This is a genomic window from Pseudoruegeria sp. SK021 (assembly GCF_002119405.1).
Lineage (GTDB): Bacteria > Pseudomonadota > Alphaproteobacteria > Rhodobacterales > Rhodobacteraceae > Meridianimarinicoccus.
The window spans coordinates 32,764-50,735 of the sequence record NZ_MTBG01000021.1; the positions used below are offsets into that span (position 1 = coordinate 32,764).

Sequence of the window (17,972 nt, forward strand, 5' to 3'; positions counted from 1 at the left end):
TGTTTTATACCATCATGTCGTGGTGCTGTGGCGTTTGGGCCGCTGGGTGGCGCAAAAGTCGGGTCCACGCCTGCGCGACGCGGCTCAGGCGAAACTCCGGATTGGTACTGACCTTTGGCGGCGCATCGCGCCACAATGAGATCCGGTCGAGGATCTGGGCCGGATTGCAGCCGTCGATCCGCTGGCCCGCCCCTCCGACGATTTCGTCATTCGCGCCAAGCCCTGCATGCACCAGCACCGGGGTGCCAACGGCGTTCGCCTCGGCCAGCACAAGGCCGAAGGTTTCGGCAAAGGAGGTTTGCGGACAAAACAGGCACAGCGATTTGCGCATCTGGGCCACCAAAGCCGCATGCGACAGCGACCCAAGGAAGGTCACCCCCAGCGGCACCCTACCGACATCCCACCGCAAATACCCGGGATCCGCCACCGCCAGTTTCAGCCTCGGTATGCTGCGGCGCAGTTCGGCGAATTGGCCAAACACCTCGGCCAACCCTTTATGCGGCGAGCTGGCGAATAACAGCCGGTTCGGATCCCGCCGCGTGGCGTCGGCGCACAGATCATCGGCAATGGGATTGTAGATCGCCGTCACCCGGGGGCCACCCGTTTGGCCAAGAAACGCAGTGACGTGCCGAGCGTGGCTATGCGAGACACAAATTACTGTGATCCCGGCCCGCTGTAACGCCGCGCCCATCTTGCGATTGTGGCGGCCCGGAAACACGTGCAGCCACAGGTAAATCGGCGTGTCCGGATAGGCCTTGCGCAGCTTCAATGCCACCTTCCAGCGGTTGATCACCACAATCGTATCAGCAGTCAGACCCTCAAACGCTTCGGCCAAAGGCCGCAGACGTCCCGCATAGGATGTCTGCGGCCAGAACCGTCCATTTTGATACTGCGTGATGTCAAACTGATCGTGCAGCGCCGCGCCGAGACGCAAAATCGTCGCTTCGGTGCCACCCAGCCCCCCACGCGACAGGTCAGGCAGGTCATACCCGGCAGTGCAGCACGGATCGACAAAGGCAATGCGGCCCATCTTTTGTCCCCCCATCACTGCGCCGCCGCCAAGTTGGCGGCATTGGGTACCAAAATATCCGACACGGTTGCGCGGGTTCGCGGGGTGGCGGGGATGCTGCGCGCACCCAACAGACGCGGGTTGCTGACAAACACGACCCCCAGTTCGGCGATATCCATGATCACCGGCGCAACTTTGCCGGTGCGCCGCCACTCTCCGACCTTGTCCCACACCAACTGGCGATCCGCCTTGCGCCGCTCGCTGTCATAGTCTGAGGCCGCCGATTGCGTCAGGCTATCGGGCGACTCGATCTTGGTCAGCAAGCGTTCGGGGATGACCCAGATGATCTCGCCGTTCAGGATCAGCCGGTTGCGAAACTCACGATCCTCTTCGATGCAGTTCTCATATCCACCGAGCCGAGACAGCACCTCTGACCGAAACAAGCCAGAGTTGATATGGGTCCATTCACCCGGCACCTGCGAGCCCATTTGGAGGTTCGGAAAGACATCGTCGAACAGCGATAGATCCCGCCGCACCTCAACCCGGCGTCCGTCCGGCAAGATCAAATCGTGATGGGTCAGCGCCGCCCCCACCTCAAGTCGTTGCCCGGCGGTCTTTCCCGCCAAGGCCCAATTCAGGCAAGCATCGGCCCCAATATCCCGCGATGTCAGTACCCGCACTTGATGCAGAACCTTGTCGCGATGCGGCAAATCATCGGAATCGTGAAAGGTGACCGCATCGCCGGTGGTCAACAGCATCCCAGCGTTCTTGGCCTGCGCCGTGCCAAGGTTGTGCCGAAGCTTGATATAGTTGAATTTGGGGTGGCCGAAAAAGGGCCGAACCGCGACTGCGGTATCATCCGTGCTGGCGTCATCGATGACGGTGACCCGGATATTCCACCAAGATTGGTCCAGTGCAGCGCGGATCGCGTTGGTGATGACATGCGCACGATTATAGGTCGGCAGAATGATATCGACCAAGGGGGACATGGGATCTTGGGTCATGGCACGGCTTTCAATTGCAGTGGAAGGACGGCGTCGCGATAGGCGCGCAGGCGGGTTTCGGTGAAAAGGGCCGCAGGAAGCGGCAGCATCAGGATCACCAGAGCCGCATCCACCAGCAGGTTGCCCGATGGCTGCGCGATCAGAAGGACCAGCGCCGTGCCGAACAGGGTCAGGTGCTCGATTGGAACCCAGCCTTCCCCATGACCACCCGCCCCGGATTTATTGGTCACGACGAAGGACAGCCCCCCGCCCAGCATGGCATCGAACGTGGCTCTGGCAGATTTGGGCGCGAGGGCCAGACGGCAGGCGAGGGCCTGACACATCACCGACCCTGACTGGCCGTCACGCAGACCGCGACCAAAGACACAAAATACAATGTCAAGAAAGCTTAGAAACACCACCCCGGCGGCCAGCACCACAATACTAGACGGGCCCGCTCCGGTCAGCAGCGCCGTCAACATCAGCACTGTCGGGACCAAGGCTAGATTAAACCAGGCGGTCAGTTGCGAGGCGAGGACAAGCCGTTTCGAGATGCTGAGGGTGCTGTTTCGGCTCAGGATCGTCGACAGATGCAGACGCAGAGTCTGAAAGTTGCCACTGCACCAGCGATAACGTTGGGTTTCAAGATCCCTGAAGGATAATGGCAGCAACCCCTGCCCCACCACTTGGTCAATGTACCGGCCCGAAAATCCAGCATTGCACAGGCGCACGCCCATTTCAGCGTCTTCCGTCGTGGTTGCGCCAGACCATCCACCCGCAGCCAGAAGCGCCTGTTTGGATATTACGCATAAGGTGCCGGTCAGCAGTACCGCCTCGGCCCCGTCCGCGACCCGCGCGTTGGAACGGAAATATTCCTCCAATTCGGCATCTACTCCGGCGGCAACACCCTGTGCGCCGGCATAAGATTGCGGGAACTGGACATAATCTGCCCCGGTCCGGGCCAAGGCTTCGGCGGCCGCGGACAGGAAGGTTGGTGCAACGATATAATCGGCGTCGACAGTGACAATGTGGGTGGCGTCGGGCCGAGAATGGGACAGGGCGATGGTCAAGGCCCCGGCTTTTGCCCCTTGAACGTCCATCTGGTGCAGAAATTTAAGACGCGCGTTATAGCCTTGGCAAAAGGCTTCGACTGGCTTCCACAGCGCGGGATCGCGCGTGTTGTTGTCCATGACGATCACTTCATACTGCTGGGCCGGCCAATCTTGCTTAAGCAGCGCCCGCAGGGTTCGGATCACAAGCAACGGTGGCTCGGAATGGGTGGCGACATGAACCGAAAACACAGGTGCGCCCATCGTCTCTGGCATCCGGCGGATTGGCGGCGGTACGCGCGCCGCCACTGGCCTCAAGCCCATCAACAGGACTTGAAGGATGAACACTGCAGCGCAAATCAGCACGCCAGTCATGGGCCATACGACTGCCACGCCCAAACACCCGAACGTTGCCATCAATCCAAGCATCACCGAACACCCCCAAGGCGCTGATCGTAGAAAATTTATCGATAGTGTCGCGCAGTGTCGGCCCGTGCGGGCGACACCGTTACAACCCAATCGCGCGGGTTCGGTTCCCGGAAACGGAGGCTTTTCAGATGTCACAATATCCGGCGTTCTGGACGGGTGGGCGCGAACAGCAGCGCGCGATAAGGGCATCACGCCGCCGATCAACCAAGCCCCTCGTTCCCGCCAGCATCGCAAGAAGGCTGGTCCGGCGTCATTTTGGACATGAGCCTTATGAAAATGCCAAACAATCACAAAATAGGCGATCCCCCGCCCAGTCGACGCAATGTCGGAATTGACATTTTTTCGCACACAGTGCCTTTGGCACCAGCAATGCCGCATAGGAGACCCGCATGCCGCAAGCAGCGACCGCCACGATTTTGACGATCCTAGAAACGAAATTTTCCGCCATTGTCGAGCAATGGCTGGGAACACAGGTCAAGGAAGGCGTCAAACGCTCTGATCTGTTTTCCGATAGCGAAAGCCGGGCGCAGAATGCCGAGTTGCTCAAGGCCTTTGCCAAAGGCGTACGCGCTGGGGTCACCGATGATGACTTTGATCTGGCCGACCCGGCATGGGAAGATCTGCGGGCTGTCCTTGCCGATGTCACCAAGGAACGCGTCAGCCGCGGCGTGACGCCGACGGAAATGGCCACTTTTGTGCTGGCCTTGAAAGTGCCGCTTTTCGCGCAGCTGCAAAAGACCCTGCCCGACAATCCGTCAAGCCTGATTTTCGACGTGCTCATGGTCACCCGTCTGGTTGATGCCTTCGCCATTTACACCAACGAGGTCTTCATCGCTGAGCGCGAGCAGATCATCGAGCGGCAGCGCGAAGAAATGCTTGAACTGTCGACCCCGGTGGTCGAACTTTGGGACCGGGTTCTGACCCTGCCGCTGATTGGCACGCTTGACAGCGCTCGTGCCCAAGAGGTCATGGAAAACCTGCTGGAAACCATCTTGCAACGGCAAGCCGAAGTGGTGATCCTTGATATTACCGGCGTCAGCACCGTCGACACCCAAGTGGCGCAGCACCTGCTGCGGGCCGCTGCGGCGGTGCGCTTGATGGGGGCGGAATGTATCATCAGTGGCATCAGTCCGATGATCGCGCAGACCATGGTTCAGCTTGGCATTGATGTGGGTACCGTTTCGACCCGGTCGAGCATTCGCACCGCTTTGGCCGATGCTCTGGGCAAGGTCGGCTATACGATCCAAAAGAACCGAGACCACTGACATGTCCGGGATCGCGGCCATTCATCTGGTGGAAAATGCGTTGTTGGTGTCCATCCAGGACGACGTTAGCGATGTCGAGATCATCGACCTGCAAGACGCCCTATCGCGTCGGATTGCCGAAGAGAATGTCCGCGGTGTCGTGCTTGATATCAGCGCATTGGAAATCGTTGATACCTTCGTGGGGCGGGTGATTGCGCAACTGGCGGGGATCTCGCGGCTTCTGGACGCCGAGACCTACGTGGTTGGCATGCGCCCAGCGGTGGCCGTCACCTTGGTTGAACTTGGCCTCTATTTGCCGGAAACTCGCACCGCCCTCAGCCTGACCCATGCCTTGTCCCAGTTGCGGCGTGGGTGATCCAACGGATCCCTCTGCGTATGTGGCGGTTCAAAGCATTTCTCTGCAGACCAGCCGCGACGTGGTCATGGCGCGGCAAGCGGTGGCCCGCGCCTTGAAATCGCGCGGGGCTTCGGCGATCAGAACCACCCGCTTCGCCACCGCTGTCAGTGAAATTGCGCGCAACGCGATTGTGCATGGCGGCGGCGGCGAAATCACCATTGGCTTCGATCTTGCCTCGGCCTATCTGATGGTGGAATGTCGCGACAAAGGGCGCGGCATCGCAGATATCCCGCAAGCCATGGTCGATGGCTTCACGACAGCGGGCGGATTGGGGCGCGGGCTGGGCGGTGCGAAACGGTTGGCGGACAGGTTCGAAATCATCACCGAAGCGGGCAAAGGAACGCGTGTCAGGATGGGCGTCAAAGTTTGAAAAAGTGGATCGAAATCGATGACCGCAGCGCCATTGCCGCGTTGCGGCGTTTGGCCCGGCGTTATGCCACCAGCATTGACCTGCCCGAACGACGGCTGGAAGAAATGGCTATCGTCGTCACCGAGGCGGCAACAAACGTGCTGCGCTATGCCGAGCGAGGCCGGGCCCTGATCGAGGTCATTCACGCCCCGGGCGTTGAAAAAATCGTCCTCGTCTTCACCGACCATGGGCCCGGTATCGGGGATATGGACCGGATGTTTCAAGATGGCGAAAGTTCCTCGGGTTCGGCGGGTTTGGGTCTGAGCGCGATCCGTCGGTTGTCGGACACATTCGATATCTTCTCGTCTGCCGCTGACGGAACCACCATCGTCTGTACCTTCGACCGTCAGAATTCCCCGCCCAATGCCGCCGTGCTGGACATTGAAGGCCTGCGGGTCTGCCACCCGGCCGAAAGCGTATGCGGCGACGACTGGATGTTGCGCCAAACGCCCGAAGCGACCGATGTGCTGGTCTGTGACGGCTTGGGACACGGCAGCCGGGCCGCCGAAGCCGCCGCCGAACTGATCCAGGGCGCGACCAATCACGCTGCGGATCCGGCGGCGACAATCACCGCCCTAAGCGCTGATCTGGTCGGACATCGTGGCGCGGTTGCGGCGATGATCCGAATTCATATGGCCGACCTGACCATGGCCTATTCCGCCCTTGGCAACATCGCGACCCTTTGCATCGGCGCGACCGGCATTCGGCGGCTAGCGGTGCGCGATGGCCGGATTGGCGGGCAAGCCACCCATGGGTTTGAAGACACGATACAACTCGCTCCCGGCGATATCCTCATTCTGCACAGCGACGGGCTGAAAACCTTGCGAGACAAGAACTTTGCCCCGGGCCTCCTGGGCCGCAGCCCGCTTTTGATCGCGGCATTCCTGTTAGACCGGGCGTTTCGGGGCCGCGACGATGCAAGTATCGTTGTCGCCCGCCTGAAGGCCGAGCCCCGGTCATGAACACTTCGGTCCTGACATCGGTAAGCCTTGAAGAAAGCGCGGACATCCTGCGCCTGCGCGAAGTCACCATGGCGCTTAGCGAGGCGTTGAAATTCGGCACCTTCGAAAAGACCCGCGCCGTGACCGCAGTGGTCGAACTGGGCCGCAACGCAATCGAGCATGGCAACCGGGGACGCGCCCGATTTTCCTATGGGGTGCTTCGCGGTCGACCCGCGTTAGAGGTCAGTGTCCTTGATCACGGCACCGGCATTCCGCAAGAACGCCTATCAGGCGACACCGCCAATCGGACGGTTCCGGGTCACGGCGCAGGCCTTGGTCTGGGGTTGCGCGGCGTACAGCGAATTGCCGCCCGGTTCGATGTCACCACGGGACAGGACGGCACCCGGATTGATGTGGCGTTTACCTCCTCTCTCGCGTCGTTCGACAGCAAGGCCCTGATTGCCTCGGCGTCCGACGCCCTGTCACGCCTCAACGCAAGCGACCCCGAGGCCGTCTTGACCGAGCAGAACCGCGAATTGATGGATTCTGTCGCCGCACATGATCTATTGATGAAGGAGCTTCACCATCGCACCGGCAACAACCTTGCCCTGATCGTCGCTCTGATCCGGATGAGTAAGGTCCAAGCGGTTGCCGACGAGACCCGGCAGATTCTTGGCGAGTTGGAAACCCGCGTCGGATCACTGGCCAAGGCGCATGAGGTGATGCAACGCGCCACGAATGCGGGGTCTGTGCCGGCGCAAGAATTGCTGGATGACATCGCGCGTAATACAGAAAAAGCGTTCAACACTAGCGGGCTGCGCGTCGTTATTAAAGTTAATTGCCCGTCCTTGCACTTAGATGGCCGGGTCGCGGTCGATATCGGCCTGATTGTGGGCGAATTGATCACCAACGCCTACAAGCATGCCTTCACCGGCCGCAGCGCTGGCGCGATCGCGGTTGATCTGTCCGACGCGCCGAATGGCGAATTGTTCCTGTCGGTGCAAGATGATGGCGTTGGCCTCGCCGATAAAACTGCCCGCCCCGAGCGGTCGAATTCATTGGGCTGGCGGCTGATCCGGGCACTCACGGCCCAGAACCACGGCACTCTCACAGTCGACGGATTAAACGGTTTGGCGGTTCACATTCGGTTTGCGCCATCCAGCTAATGCGCGGCATGGCAACCCTGCTACCCTGTACTCGTAACCTTTGATAGCGGGTGGCACAGTCACCGCTTAAGCGCGCTCATTACATGACCGACCGACAGGCCATGAACTATCGTAGAAATGAGAATGGTCACGCCCACCACCGACCAAAGCTGGGCTTCCCGGGCAAATTCCATATGACTGGTCGCATAGCTGAGATAGTAGACCGATCCGATCCCGCGCACGCCGTAAAAGGCGACGACCTGTCGCTCGCGTCCGTTCAACTCCGTTCCGGTCAACGACAGCCAGCCCACCAGTGGCCGGAGCGCGAAAATAAGCAGGATGGCCAGCCAAACTTCTGACCAACGCAGGTCTTGCAGCAATGCAGGCAGCACCGCCCCGAACGCGATCAGCAACAGCGAAACCAAGGTCTGCTCAATGGACTGACAAAAGTCGTGCAGGCGTCGGTGAAACCGGTGTTGGTTTTCGATCCGGCGCAACACCAACCCCATCACGGCCACGGCGATGAACCCATAGCCTTCGACAAGCTCGGTCGAGCCATAGCACAGCAACACACCTGCTAGCGATACGACCCCACTGGCGGTATTTGCTAGCGCAGAGTCGCGCGGGACCACAAACAGCACCTGGCCAAGAACCCAGCCGCCAGCCGCCCCCATCGCGGTGCCGACTACGATCCGATAGAGGACATCAACCAAAAGCCACTCCATCCCCCAGACGCCGGGGTGCAAGCCCTGCGCGGCGACAAGCAACCCGAGATAGACGAACGGGAAGGCCAGACCGTCGTTCAAACCGGATTCGTTGGTGAGGGTAAAGCGAACGAGCTCTTCCCCGCCTTCGTGTGGCGGCCCGACCTGCACGTCGCTTGCAAGCACCGGGTCAGTTGGGGCCAATACAGCGCCGAGTAGGATCGCCCCGGCGACCGTGAAGCCCGCCCACGTCGCGCCAAGAACCGCGACGCCCGCGATGGTCAATGGCATGGCGATCAACAACAGCCGCGCCGTTGGCACCCATTTATCCCACGGCCCGATCCGATCAATCCTAAGGCCGGCCGCAAACAACGCAACGATCACTGTCAACTCACTGACCAGTTCCCAAGGCCGGGCCATTTCGCGCGGGTCAGGAACGCGGGGCAAATTTGGCACCAGCCAGAATATCAACATGCCAAAGAGGATCAATAAGGGTGGCGCGGCGGGTTTTTCGTTGCTTGCCAAGCGCGGCAACCAATAAGCGGCCACAAGTGCTGCTCCGCTGACGGTGAGCAGGATGTGATACGGCTCGAGACCAAAGAAGGCAGTGATGTCCATGAAACGTCCTGAGTTCAGGGTTGAAGAGCACGGGCGCGGTCCCGATCGATCCTCCGGCAACGGCATAGACGCCATGCATAGTGCTTGGCGTCTATGTCCCGTCTCGGAGCGGCCTAGGGCTCTCTAAAACCACCGGCTGGGCCGGCCCCAAACCCGCGACCTTCTAGGCAGGCCACAGCGCGGCTTCGCGGTCCCAGTATCGAAGGTCCGCACAGCGCTTGATAAACGCTGCGGCCGAGGCTTTATCCGTCAGCGACACGCACCCGTCGTCAAGTTTATCGGTCAGCCCGCACGCCTCCACCAATCGCGCCGACGGGGCCGCCGTCGCGATGAATTTGCAGTGCACAAACGCATCCTTCAGAAAATCCTGCGCTGGCGGCATCGCGGCAACGGCCTTGCTGGTCGCATCGCCCAAGATGATGGCCACAGCATCGAACAACACCGACGGGCCTCCATCGACCTTTTCATCGGCAGGGTGCTTGTCGCCGTTGCTGTCGGTAAAGCCGCCAATCTTTGGCGCAATCAGCTTGATCATGACCCCTTCAGCGGCCGCAGCATCCTTTAGCGCTGTTAGTGTCGCCGCATCGGCACCGTCGCTGGCCAACACGCCAAGCGTGCGCCCGGCAAAGCTGTCGGGGCCGTTTTTCACAATACTTAACGCCGGCGATGGGTCCAGATCAGTCCGCGGTTGTTGCGCCGCTGGCGCGGCCTTTGGCAAGTCCTCAATGCCAAGCCCGTCAGCGACCCCTTCTGCCAAAGTTTGATCGATATTCAACAAGTGGGACACGATGCGCCGCCGAATCCCCAGCATTTCACATTTGGACAGTTCAAAGACCAGTGCCGCTTGGATGTGCTGCTGCTCGACCTCGGTCTGGCTGATATAGAATTGCCGCGCTTGACTGTAATGGTCGGCAAAGCTTTCTGGCCGCAACCGCTGCTTATCGCCCTCGATGGGTTGACGATAACTGACATAGCCCTCTAGCGGATGTTCGCGCGGGCCTTCCTCCCAGCCATTGGGTTCATAATTCACCCGCCCGGCGCGAGCCGAGGTCTGCATGTGGCCGTCCTGCTGATAGTTGTGAACGGGACAACCTTTTGGGCGATTGACCGGAATTTTTGTAAAATTCGGACTGCCAAGCCGCTTGATCTGGGTGTCGAGATAAGAAAAGTTTCGGCCCTGCAACAGCGGATCGTCAGTAAAATCGATGCCGGGCACGACGTTCTGAGTGCAGAATGCCACCTGTTCGGTCTCGGCGAAAAAATTATCGACGTTGCGGTTCAGGGTCATGGTGCCAATGATCTCGGGCTTGATCACTTCCTCGGGGATTAACTTCGTCGGATCCAGCACGTCGAAATCAAAGCTGTCCGCGAACTCCTGATCGAAGGTCTGCACCGCCAGATCCCAGCGAGGGGCATTGCCGGTGTCGATCTCTTCCCACATGATCCGGCGATGCCGGTCGGGATCGGCACCGTTTGTCTTCAGCGCCTCATTCCAGACCTTCGATTGCAGGCCCAGCTTTGGCTTCCAATGAAACTTCACGAAGGTCGATTTCCCCTCGCTGTTGATAAAGCGGAACGTATGGACGCCAAAGCCTTCCATCGTCGAAAATGACCGTGGGATCGCGCGGTCAGACATGGTCCACATCACCATGTGCATCGACTCTGGCGTGAGCGAGATGAAGTCCCAGAAATTATCATGTGCGGACTGGGCTTGGGGAAAACCGGTGTCAGGCTCTGGCTTGACCGCATGGACCAAATCAGGAAACTTCATCGCATCTTGAATAAAGAAAACCGGCATGTTGTTGCCAACCAAATCCCAATTGCCTTGGTTAGTGTAGAATTTCACCGCAAAGCCCCGGACGTCGCGGGCCAAGTCCGCCGAACCCTTCGATCCCGCCACCGTCGAGAACCGGGTAAACACCTCTGTAGTCTTGCCAACCTCTTGAAACGGCGCGGCCATTGTCAGTTCCGGGATCGCCTTGGTGCATTCAAAGACGCCATGTGCGCCATAGCCGCGGGCATGCACGACCCGTTCGGGGATCCGCTCGTGATCGAAATGGAAGATCTTCTCGCGCATCACGAAATCTTCAAGCAGCGCGGGACCAGACGCACCGGCCTTCAGGGTGTTCTGGTTGTCGGAGATTGTCACGCCTTGCGCTGTGGTCAGGCGTTCAGATTGGTTCTCCGCTTGTTGGTGAACTTCACCGCCGTGGCCCTGCTCAGGGAACGGAACATCCGTCGCCGGTTGCGTGGCGCGCTGGGATTTGGAATTGGACGCCGCCTTCTTGGGCTTGGGCGTTTCGGTCTTGGATGTGTCAGGCATGGGACCCTCGTTTGCGAATTGAGTGATCTGGGGTGGTCAAACTGTCTTGCCGCCCTCCGGCGGATCGCGGCCGTCATCGGGTCCGCCGTCATCTGGGACGCCGTCATCTGGATCGGTGGGCGCGTGGCGTAACTTCGCCGGTCCGACTGCGTCATGGATGTAGTAACTTTGCGGCGACGGCGCGGCGCGATCCTTGGGCCCGAGATCGGGTTGCTCCGGTCCGGCGCGGCGGTCCGGCTGCGGGGCGCCGCGCACGCCAATCGGACGTGGCGGCAGATCCTTGCCGGGGTGATCAAATTCATAACTGGGGTTGCCATAGAAATCGGTTGGGCGATTAGGGCGCTTTTGCGGCACCGAAGGATCGTCGTCGGCCATTGCTTTTCTCCCAGCATCGGGCGTTGCGTCGGATTGGATAGTCAACACGCGGCTCGGGCGATGGTTCCACGCGTTTCACAGCATCATGTGCCCCCCCCCAGAGGCCTGACCTCTGGCGGTTCACCCCATATGTGAATTAAGCGGCAGTGCCTTGGCGCGGCCCCAATCAACGCCCGCAGGGGCCCACCGGTGACGGTCTTTTGTCTGCGCAACAGTTCAGATACTTGTGCGTGTCTCTGGACAGACCCCTAGCCTGCCGCAGCATCGGGGCGAGAGTGCTTTACTTTGCATGCGCTCGTCGCCTAATCAGAACCCCAAGCGGCGCTGCGCCGGGATGGGGCTTCGGTGACCAACTTAAACAACCAGTCCGACCAAGGCGCCCCGCTGCCCACCGCCGGGCCTGCGGCAGCAGACGTGCGCGCGCAGTTGGACCGCATCCTGAACAGTGCGGCGCTGAGCGGCAGCCAGCGGCGGCGCGATCTGCTGCGCTATCTTGTCGAAGAGACGCTCGCCGGACGCGGGCATCAAATCAAAGGGTATTCTGTCGCGCTGGCCGTCTTGGGCCGGGACGAGAGTTTCGATCCCGCATCCGATCCCGTTGTCCGGCTTGAGGCCGGGCGCTTGCGCCGGTCGCTCGACACCTATTACGTCGATGTCGGCATGCAGGATCCGGTGCGGATCACGATCCCAAAAGGGGCTTATGTTGCAGATTTCGTCTGGTGGATGCCCGAGACCACGGCCGAGCCAAAGGATCCGTCCCCCACGCCGGTGCCCGCGCCACTAGCCGACCCTGCGCCGCGCACCGAGCCGCCCACAGCACCGGTGCAGGACCTGCCCGAACCTGCCCCACCACCCGCCCGCATCTGGCGCAAACCCAGCACCCGAATTGCAGCCCTAACCCTCATTCTGGGCCTCGGGCTGGCGACGGTCACGTGGCTTTCTCTGCGGGAAGACCCACCGACTTTGGCCGAACCGCACGGCTCTGCGATCATCGTTTTGCCCTTTGAAAAACTGGATGGCAGCGATGATACCAAGCTGCTTGCGAACGCGATCACCCAAGACCTGATCTATGACCTGATGCGCTCGCCCGATTTTCGGCTGTATTCGGCGCAAGACAGTTTTGGACAGGACCCGGACGCCGACCCGGTCACGCTTGGACGCAACATCGGGGTCGCCTTCGTGTTGCGCGGCAGCATCCACACCGGCCCAAGCAGAGTCCGCCTTGTGGCGCAACTGGTCGATGCCACCTCAGGAAGTATCGTCTGGAGCGGCAGTTATGATCGGGTGCCAAGTCCAAACGATCTGTTCAAGCTGCGCAGCGATCTGTCATCGACAGTCGCAACCGTTCTCGGCGAAACTTTTGGTGTGGTGAATGAGGCCACTTTCGATCGGTTGTCCAAGATGGGCACCCCCAGTCTGGACAGTTATTTCTGTGTGCTGCGCGGCTATGAATACCGCCGTACATTCGAGGATGTCTTGTATGAACCGGCCCGAGCCTGCTTGCTGGATGCCGTCGCCAATGACCCCGATTACGCCGACGCTTGGGCGATGCTCGGCTGGATCGAACTCGACGCTGTCCGTCAGGAAATGGTACCGCCTGCCGACAACCCAGCCCGGATGCGTGCGGCCTATGCGTCCGCCGAGCGCGCGCTCAAGCTAGACCCGAACAACATCCGTGGCCTCAGCGCCCTTTCCGCCATCACCTTCTCAACCGGAGAGTTTGCCCAGTCTGAACAGTTCCAACGCCGGGCGCTGGCCTTGAACCCGAACGACCCTGCAACGCTTGCCCAACTTGGCTGGCAACTTTCGGTGCGTGGAAATTGGGACGACGGCATCCCTCTGCTGACCCGAGCGATTGACCGCAGCGCCAACCCGCCCGGATGGTATTTTCACCTGATCGCTGTTCACGCCTATCTCAATGGAAACTATGCCGGGGCCTTGGCGGCTGCGGACCGTTCGGCCAAGTTTGGATCCGCCATAGGTCTGGCACTGGCGGCGATCAGCCATGCAAAGCTTGGCGACAACACTGCGGCCAGCGACGCGTTTGCGGCAATGGCGCAAGCCTGGCCTTTGCTGGCCCGCGATCCCGCCGCCACGCTTCAGAAATTCCATCCGACGGATCAGATTGTCACGGCCATTGTAGAGGGTCTGCAACAGGTCGGCGGGGTTGAACCCTAGCTCCGGGGGCAAAGCACGCGCCTTCAACCTGCGATCCATAAAGCAAGGATGGCCTCCCGCGCAACCAGCAGCAGCGAGGCCCCGAAAAACCGATGATCGACGCCGTGGAGCACCGGGGCGTTCAATCGCATGGCACCGATCCGCCAAGCGCTGTACCAGACCGCCAATGACCTTCTCTTCCGAACTGGACACCCAGCCATGACACACCCCCTTCGCGCGATCCTTTGGGACATGGACGGCACGCTGATCGACAGCGAACCGGCACATGAAGCGGCATTTTTCAGCGCCCTGACCGAAGCAGGGCTCACGGTCCCCGAGGGCCTGCATGCCGAGTTGCTGGGCGCCAGCGGCGATACGGTCTTTGCCGCGCTTCGTAGGACCACAGAGACGGCGATGACACTGACGCAGTGGACCGACCTCAAGCACCGCCACTTCGAACGCCACGCCCGCGCCATCACCCGGCTTGAAACCGCCGCGCTGGCGGAACAACTGGCTGCGCGGGGCGTCCCCATGGCGCTGGTGTCGAATTCCACTGCCGACGAGGTCACCTTTTGCCTGCGCGCAACGGGTCTCGACACGCTGCTGACCACCGTGGTCACCCGCGGCGATGTGGCCAACGGCAAACCAGCCCCGGACGGATATTTGCTTGCCGCGCAAAGACTGGGCGTCGCGCCCGGCGATTGCATTGTGATCGAAGACAGCCGCACCGGCGCCACTGCCGGACATGCGGCGAAAATGCAGGTGATCTATCACCCGCAGGTTCCAGATGCGCGCCCGCTTCCGGGGGCACAATACCTCGCCCCCGGCCTGCCCATTGCCCCGCTGATCGAGGCGTTTCTCGGCACGCCCGCCCTCACTTAAGGGACGCGCGTTTCCTCCGTCGAAGGTGGACCCAGCCTGCCGCCAAGGATGCGGCCGGCTGGGTCTGGCGATGCGGGATGCCCAACACATTTTCGCCTTTGGGTCTGCCAAAGCCTGACGCGCGAGCAGAAGCGACGGCATCTCAGCCGGACGGCCCGGGCAGGTCCATGTCTTTAAGATGGGTGCGCGACTGCAGGTGGGGGCGGCGCAATCCGACAAGTCGCGCAGGCTCACCTCAGGTGAACATCCGGTTCCGTCCTGCTGAACGTCTTGGCTCTATCGGGATTTGCGCTGCAATGGCATAGTTGATGCAGCCAAGGAAGGAACATGCCATGAGCTGGAACCCTGCACTCACCCCCGGTTGCCCTGACGACATCGGCGTTGACGCCATTGAGACCTTGATCATCCCACGTGCCCGCGACCTTGGCGGGTTCGAGGTGAAGCGCGCGCTGCCCGCCCCCAAGCGACAGATGGTGGGGCCGTTTATATTCTTTGATCAGGCCGGTCCGGCCGAATTTCTGACCGGACAGGGCATTGACGTGCGGCCACACCCCCATATCGGGCTGGGCACGGTGACCTACCTCTATCAGGGGGACTTTCACCATCGCGACAGCATTGGCACGGATCAGATCATCCGACCCGGAGCGCTGAACTGGATGGTGGCCGGCAAGGGGGTGTCTCATTCCGAACGCACGTCCGAGGCGGGGCGGCGCGGCCCGCACGGCCTGTTCGGCATCCAGACTTGGCTGGCCTTGCCGGACGGCATCGAAGACATGGAACCGATGTTCGAACACCACGCCAAGGACGCACTACCTGAAATTGAGGCCGACGGGGTCAATGCCCGCTTGATCCTTGGCACCGCCTATGGCGAGACCGCGCCGGCGACACTGTTTTCAGAGACATTCTATCTGGATGTTGTGCTGGCCGCGGGCGCACGGATGCCGCTGCCCGATGATCACGAGGACCGCGGCCTGTACATCACCCAAGGCTCGGTTTCGATCGCCGGACAGGAGTTCGGCGCGGGACAGATGATGGTGTTCCGCCCCGGTGACAAAATTACCGTCGCCGCCGGAGATCAGGGCGCCCGCCTGATGGCCCTTGGCGGCGCCACATTGAACGGCCCCCGGCATATCTGGTGGAATTTTGTCGCGTCCAGCAAAGAGAAGATCGAGGCCGCCAAAGACGACTGGCGCGCCGGACGTTGGGGGACCGGCCTGTTCGATCTGCCCGTGGATGATCGAGACGACTTCATCCCTCTCCCCGGCTGATGGTTTATGAGGCTGGCACCACCACAGCCCCCATCGGGTCAGGCGCCAACGATAAACCCAAGATCGTGCGACAGCTTGGCCGTGAACGCGCACAGGGCGGCAACCACAGGACCATCGCTGCGCACATCGACCAATGCCCGCGGGCCGATTGCGGCAATACACAGCTGAACCCGGCCTGTGTAATCGTAAACCGGCGCTGAAATCGCCGTGATCCCGGGGACCGGCATGTCGATCGTCACCGCATAGCCTTGGTGCTTGGCCAAGGCGGTTTCCTGCACAAAGGTGTCGCGGTCGACCCGGAACCAATCCTGCCGCCCGCCTGTCTCTTGGCTGGCAAATTCTGCTTCAATCAGATCAGAGGTCATCGAGGCCGGTAAAAGTGCGGAAAACAGAATGCCAGTGGCGGTCATCGTCATGTAATAAACGCCGCCGACACGGATATTGAAATGCAAAATATCCATGTGTTCCTGAATATAAACAATGGTCGGCCCGTGCGGCGCGAACACCGCGACCGAGATATTCAGCCCAAGGGCCTGCGACAGGGCCGCAACCCGCGGGATCGCCTCTCGGACCGGGTTCAGATGGCGCAAGCGCACCAATCCGATCTCAAGCGCGAAGGGACCAAGCTGATAGCTGCCATCGGGCGTCTGTTCCACCAGACCGGTGTTGCGCAGGCTGACGAGATAGGGATGCAGGCGTCCCGCCGATAGACCGGCCAATCCGGCCAGTTCCGTCAGTTTGATCGCCCGTCCATGCCGGGATAGCGCCTGCAGGATGGCGCCACCCGTCTCGACCGAGCCGATCCCGCGCGACACTTTTTCTGGCTTATCGGATGGCATTAGCTCGTTTCGATTTGCGTTTCTGAAATGCGCACCAGCGGTTTCAGCGCGGTCCGGCACAGCGCATGCAGATAGCATGCTCGTTCTGCCAAGTCGATCAATTCAACCACCTGTTCGGGGCTAGCCGTGTCCGATTCCACGAAAATATGGGTTTCTACCGGGGCAAACGTGGCAGGCTGGCCTGTCCCCGAGGATGCGCCGCCTTGGCCGAACCGCGTGTCCTGAACCAAGCGGACAGAGTTGAGATCGACATCAAGTAAACCGGCAAGGATCTCAAGCTGCGTCATGAAGCAAAATCCGATCCCAGCGGACACATAAGACGCAGCATCAGGCGCGTCGGCCCCGCCGGCAAGGAACCGCCATCCACTGCCACAGGGCGCACGCAATTCTTGATACAGGTCAAGCGGCGCGTCCGGCACCACCATTCCGCCCGCCGAGACGTGCAAGGGGTGGCCGGTTGTGGACGCCCGCGACCAATTGCCGGCGGTCAGAATGTGCGACACCGGGCGCCCGGCCCCCTGCGCCTCACAAATCGGGCGCGGGTCTGCGACCGGCGCAGACACCGGCGCCGGGTGCGACAGCGCCAAAGGACGCTGGTTCAGATAGCCGCGAAACTGTCCCTGCCATTGCTCGCGCACCGCCCCCGCGACCGAGGCGACATGAACCGCGTCACTGACCAATGCCATCAGGCTGGCGTTGTCCAAAGTCTGGCCGGTGTTCTGGCCCGGCGTGACCGTGACGGTAAACGGCAAGGCACCGCCATGCATGGTCTTGTCGCGCATTTTCCCGTCAACGGAATAGAAATTGTCGACGCTGATCCCGAACCGGCCCAGATCAATTCCACGCAGCCGGGCCAATGCCTGAATTTCTTCGGCGAACGACAGGGCAAACCCGACCGACAAAAAGCCCAAAGGCGGCGGTGCGGCGTCCCATCCGTGCAGGTTCGGGCCTTCGTCACTGGCCATCCGCCACGCGCGCCCGGTGGCCGCATTCGACAGCACCCCGACCTTTTGAAACCCCGATACCGACCACGCCACCATCCGGCACGCGCCACTATCGGTCAACGCGGACACTTGGTTTGCGGGTGCGTCAACGGCATCGAATACCAGCCCCTGTGCTTCTGATCCCAAGACGTTCACTGCATTCCGCCAGACCATGACTTCCCTCCTCAACGCTGCA

At 61.0% G+C, this 17,972-nt stretch carries 16 protein-coding genes; 8 read left to right on the forward strand and 8 right to left on the reverse strand.

All coding sequences use genetic code 11. The features are described 5' to 3' along the window. Positions 1-4 precede the first annotated feature (4 nt). The 3 genes from BV911_RS12885 to BV911_RS12895 are packed head-to-tail and all read right to left on the reverse strand — an operon-like array spanning position 5 to position 3,470. Positions 5-1,030 (reverse strand): glycosyltransferase family 4 protein, encoded by a 1,026-nt coding sequence (locus BV911_RS12885; protein WP_168184067.1) that lies wholly within the window; start codon positions 1,028-1,030, stop codon positions 5-7. A 14-nt stretch (positions 1,031-1,044) separates the two neighbouring features. Further along, the gene (locus tag BV911_RS12890; protein ID WP_086054033.1) at positions 1,045-2,013 is read right to left on the reverse strand and encodes a glycosyltransferase family 2 protein; all 969 of its coding nucleotides are present in this window, start codon (positions 2,011-2,013) and stop codon (positions 1,045-1,047) included. Continuing rightward, entirely contained in the window at positions 2,010-3,470 is a 1,461-nt protein-coding gene (locus tag BV911_RS12895) for a glycosyltransferase family 2 protein (protein ID WP_168184068.1), read from the reverse strand. Before BV911_RS12895 ends, BV911_RS12890 begins: the two co-directional genes overlap by 4 nt. Positions 3,471-3,859: 389 nt before the next feature. Between BV911_RS12895 and BV911_RS12900 the strand changes: the two genes are divergently transcribed. Genes BV911_RS12900 through BV911_RS12920 form a run of 5 tightly spaced genes read left to right on the forward strand, consistent with a single transcriptional unit; the run spans position 3,860 to position 7,648 of the window. After that, positions 3,860-4,735, forward strand: a complete 876-nt coding sequence (locus BV911_RS12900; protein ID WP_086054035.1) for an STAS domain-containing protein — start codon at positions 3,860-3,862, stop codon at positions 4,733-4,735. Position 4,736: 1 nt separating this feature from the next. Next, positions 4,737-5,090 (forward strand): STAS domain-containing protein, encoded by a 354-nt coding sequence (locus BV911_RS12905; protein WP_086054036.1) that lies wholly within the window; start codon positions 4,737-4,739, stop codon positions 5,088-5,090. 22 nt (positions 5,091-5,112) lie between these two features. After that, on the forward strand, positions 5,113-5,502 hold the full coding sequence (locus tag BV911_RS12910; protein ID WP_240512242.1) for an ATP-binding protein: 390 nt from the start codon (positions 5,113-5,115) through the stop codon (positions 5,500-5,502). Continuing rightward, on the forward strand, positions 5,499-6,503 hold the full coding sequence (locus BV911_RS12915) for an ATP-binding protein (RefSeq protein WP_168184069.1): 1,005 nt from the start codon (positions 5,499-5,501) through the stop codon (positions 6,501-6,503). The genes BV911_RS12910 and BV911_RS12915 overlap by 4 nt, the downstream gene beginning before the upstream one ends. Continuing rightward, positions 6,500-7,648, forward strand: a complete 1,149-nt coding sequence (locus BV911_RS12920; protein ID WP_086054039.1) for a sensor histidine kinase — start codon at positions 6,500-6,502, stop codon at positions 7,646-7,648. The genes BV911_RS12915 and BV911_RS12920 overlap by 4 nt, the downstream gene beginning before the upstream one ends. Before the next feature lie 59 nt (positions 7,649-7,707). Here the strand turns inward: BV911_RS12920 and BV911_RS12925 are convergent, their stop codons facing one another. The 3 genes from BV911_RS12925 to BV911_RS12935 all read right to left on the reverse strand — a co-directional run bounded on the left by BV911_RS12925 (position 7,708) and on the right by BV911_RS12935 (position 11,647). Continuing rightward, a complete protein-coding gene (locus BV911_RS12925) occupies positions 7,708-8,949 on the reverse strand; it encodes a sodium:proton antiporter (RefSeq protein ID WP_086054040.1) in 1,242 nt (413 codons plus the stop codon). A 163-nt stretch (positions 8,950-9,112) separates the two neighbouring features. Continuing rightward, positions 9,113-11,272: a catalase gene (locus BV911_RS12930; RefSeq protein ID WP_086054041.1), complete on the reverse strand. Its 2,160-nt coding sequence runs from the start codon at positions 11,270-11,272 to the stop codon at positions 9,113-9,115. Positions 11,273-11,308: 36 nt separating this feature from the next. Then, a complete protein-coding gene (locus BV911_RS12935; RefSeq protein ID WP_086054042.1) occupies positions 11,309-11,647 on the reverse strand; it encodes a hypothetical protein in 339 nt (112 codons plus the stop codon). A 345-nt stretch (positions 11,648-11,992) separates the two neighbouring features. Between BV911_RS12935 and BV911_RS12940 the strand changes: the two genes are divergently transcribed. The 3 genes from BV911_RS12940 to BV911_RS12950 all read left to right on the forward strand — a co-directional run bounded on the left by BV911_RS12940 (position 11,993) and on the right by BV911_RS12950 (position 15,954). After that, complete coding sequence (locus BV911_RS12940; RefSeq protein WP_086054043.1) at positions 11,993-13,825, forward strand: hypothetical protein; 1,833 nt, start codon at positions 11,993-11,995, stop codon at positions 13,823-13,825. 198 nt (positions 13,826-14,023) lie between these two features. Next, positions 14,024-14,686 carry an HAD family phosphatase gene (locus BV911_RS12945; RefSeq protein WP_168184070.1) on the forward strand — a complete coding sequence of 221 codons (663 nt, stop codon included), beginning with the start codon at positions 14,024-14,026 and terminating at the stop codon, positions 14,684-14,686. A 332-nt stretch (positions 14,687-15,018) separates the two neighbouring features. Further along, positions 15,019-15,954 carry a pirin family protein gene (locus BV911_RS12950; protein WP_086054045.1) on the forward strand — a complete coding sequence of 312 codons (936 nt, stop codon included), beginning with the start codon at positions 15,019-15,021 and terminating at the stop codon, positions 15,952-15,954. Positions 15,955-15,992: 38 nt separating this feature from the next. Here the strand turns inward: BV911_RS12950 and BV911_RS12955 are convergent, their stop codons facing one another. Both BV911_RS12955 and BV911_RS12960 read right to left on the reverse strand, forming a co-directional pair. Continuing rightward, complete coding sequence (locus BV911_RS12955) at positions 15,993-16,793, reverse strand: IclR family transcriptional regulator (RefSeq protein ID WP_168184071.1); 801 nt, start codon at positions 16,791-16,793, stop codon at positions 15,993-15,995. After that, on the reverse strand, positions 16,793-17,950 hold the full coding sequence (locus BV911_RS12960) for an OsmC family protein (protein ID WP_086054047.1): 1,158 nt from the start codon (positions 17,948-17,950) through the stop codon (positions 16,793-16,795). Before BV911_RS12960 ends, BV911_RS12955 begins: the two co-directional genes overlap by 1 nt. Positions 17,951-17,972: the final 22 nt, after the last annotated feature.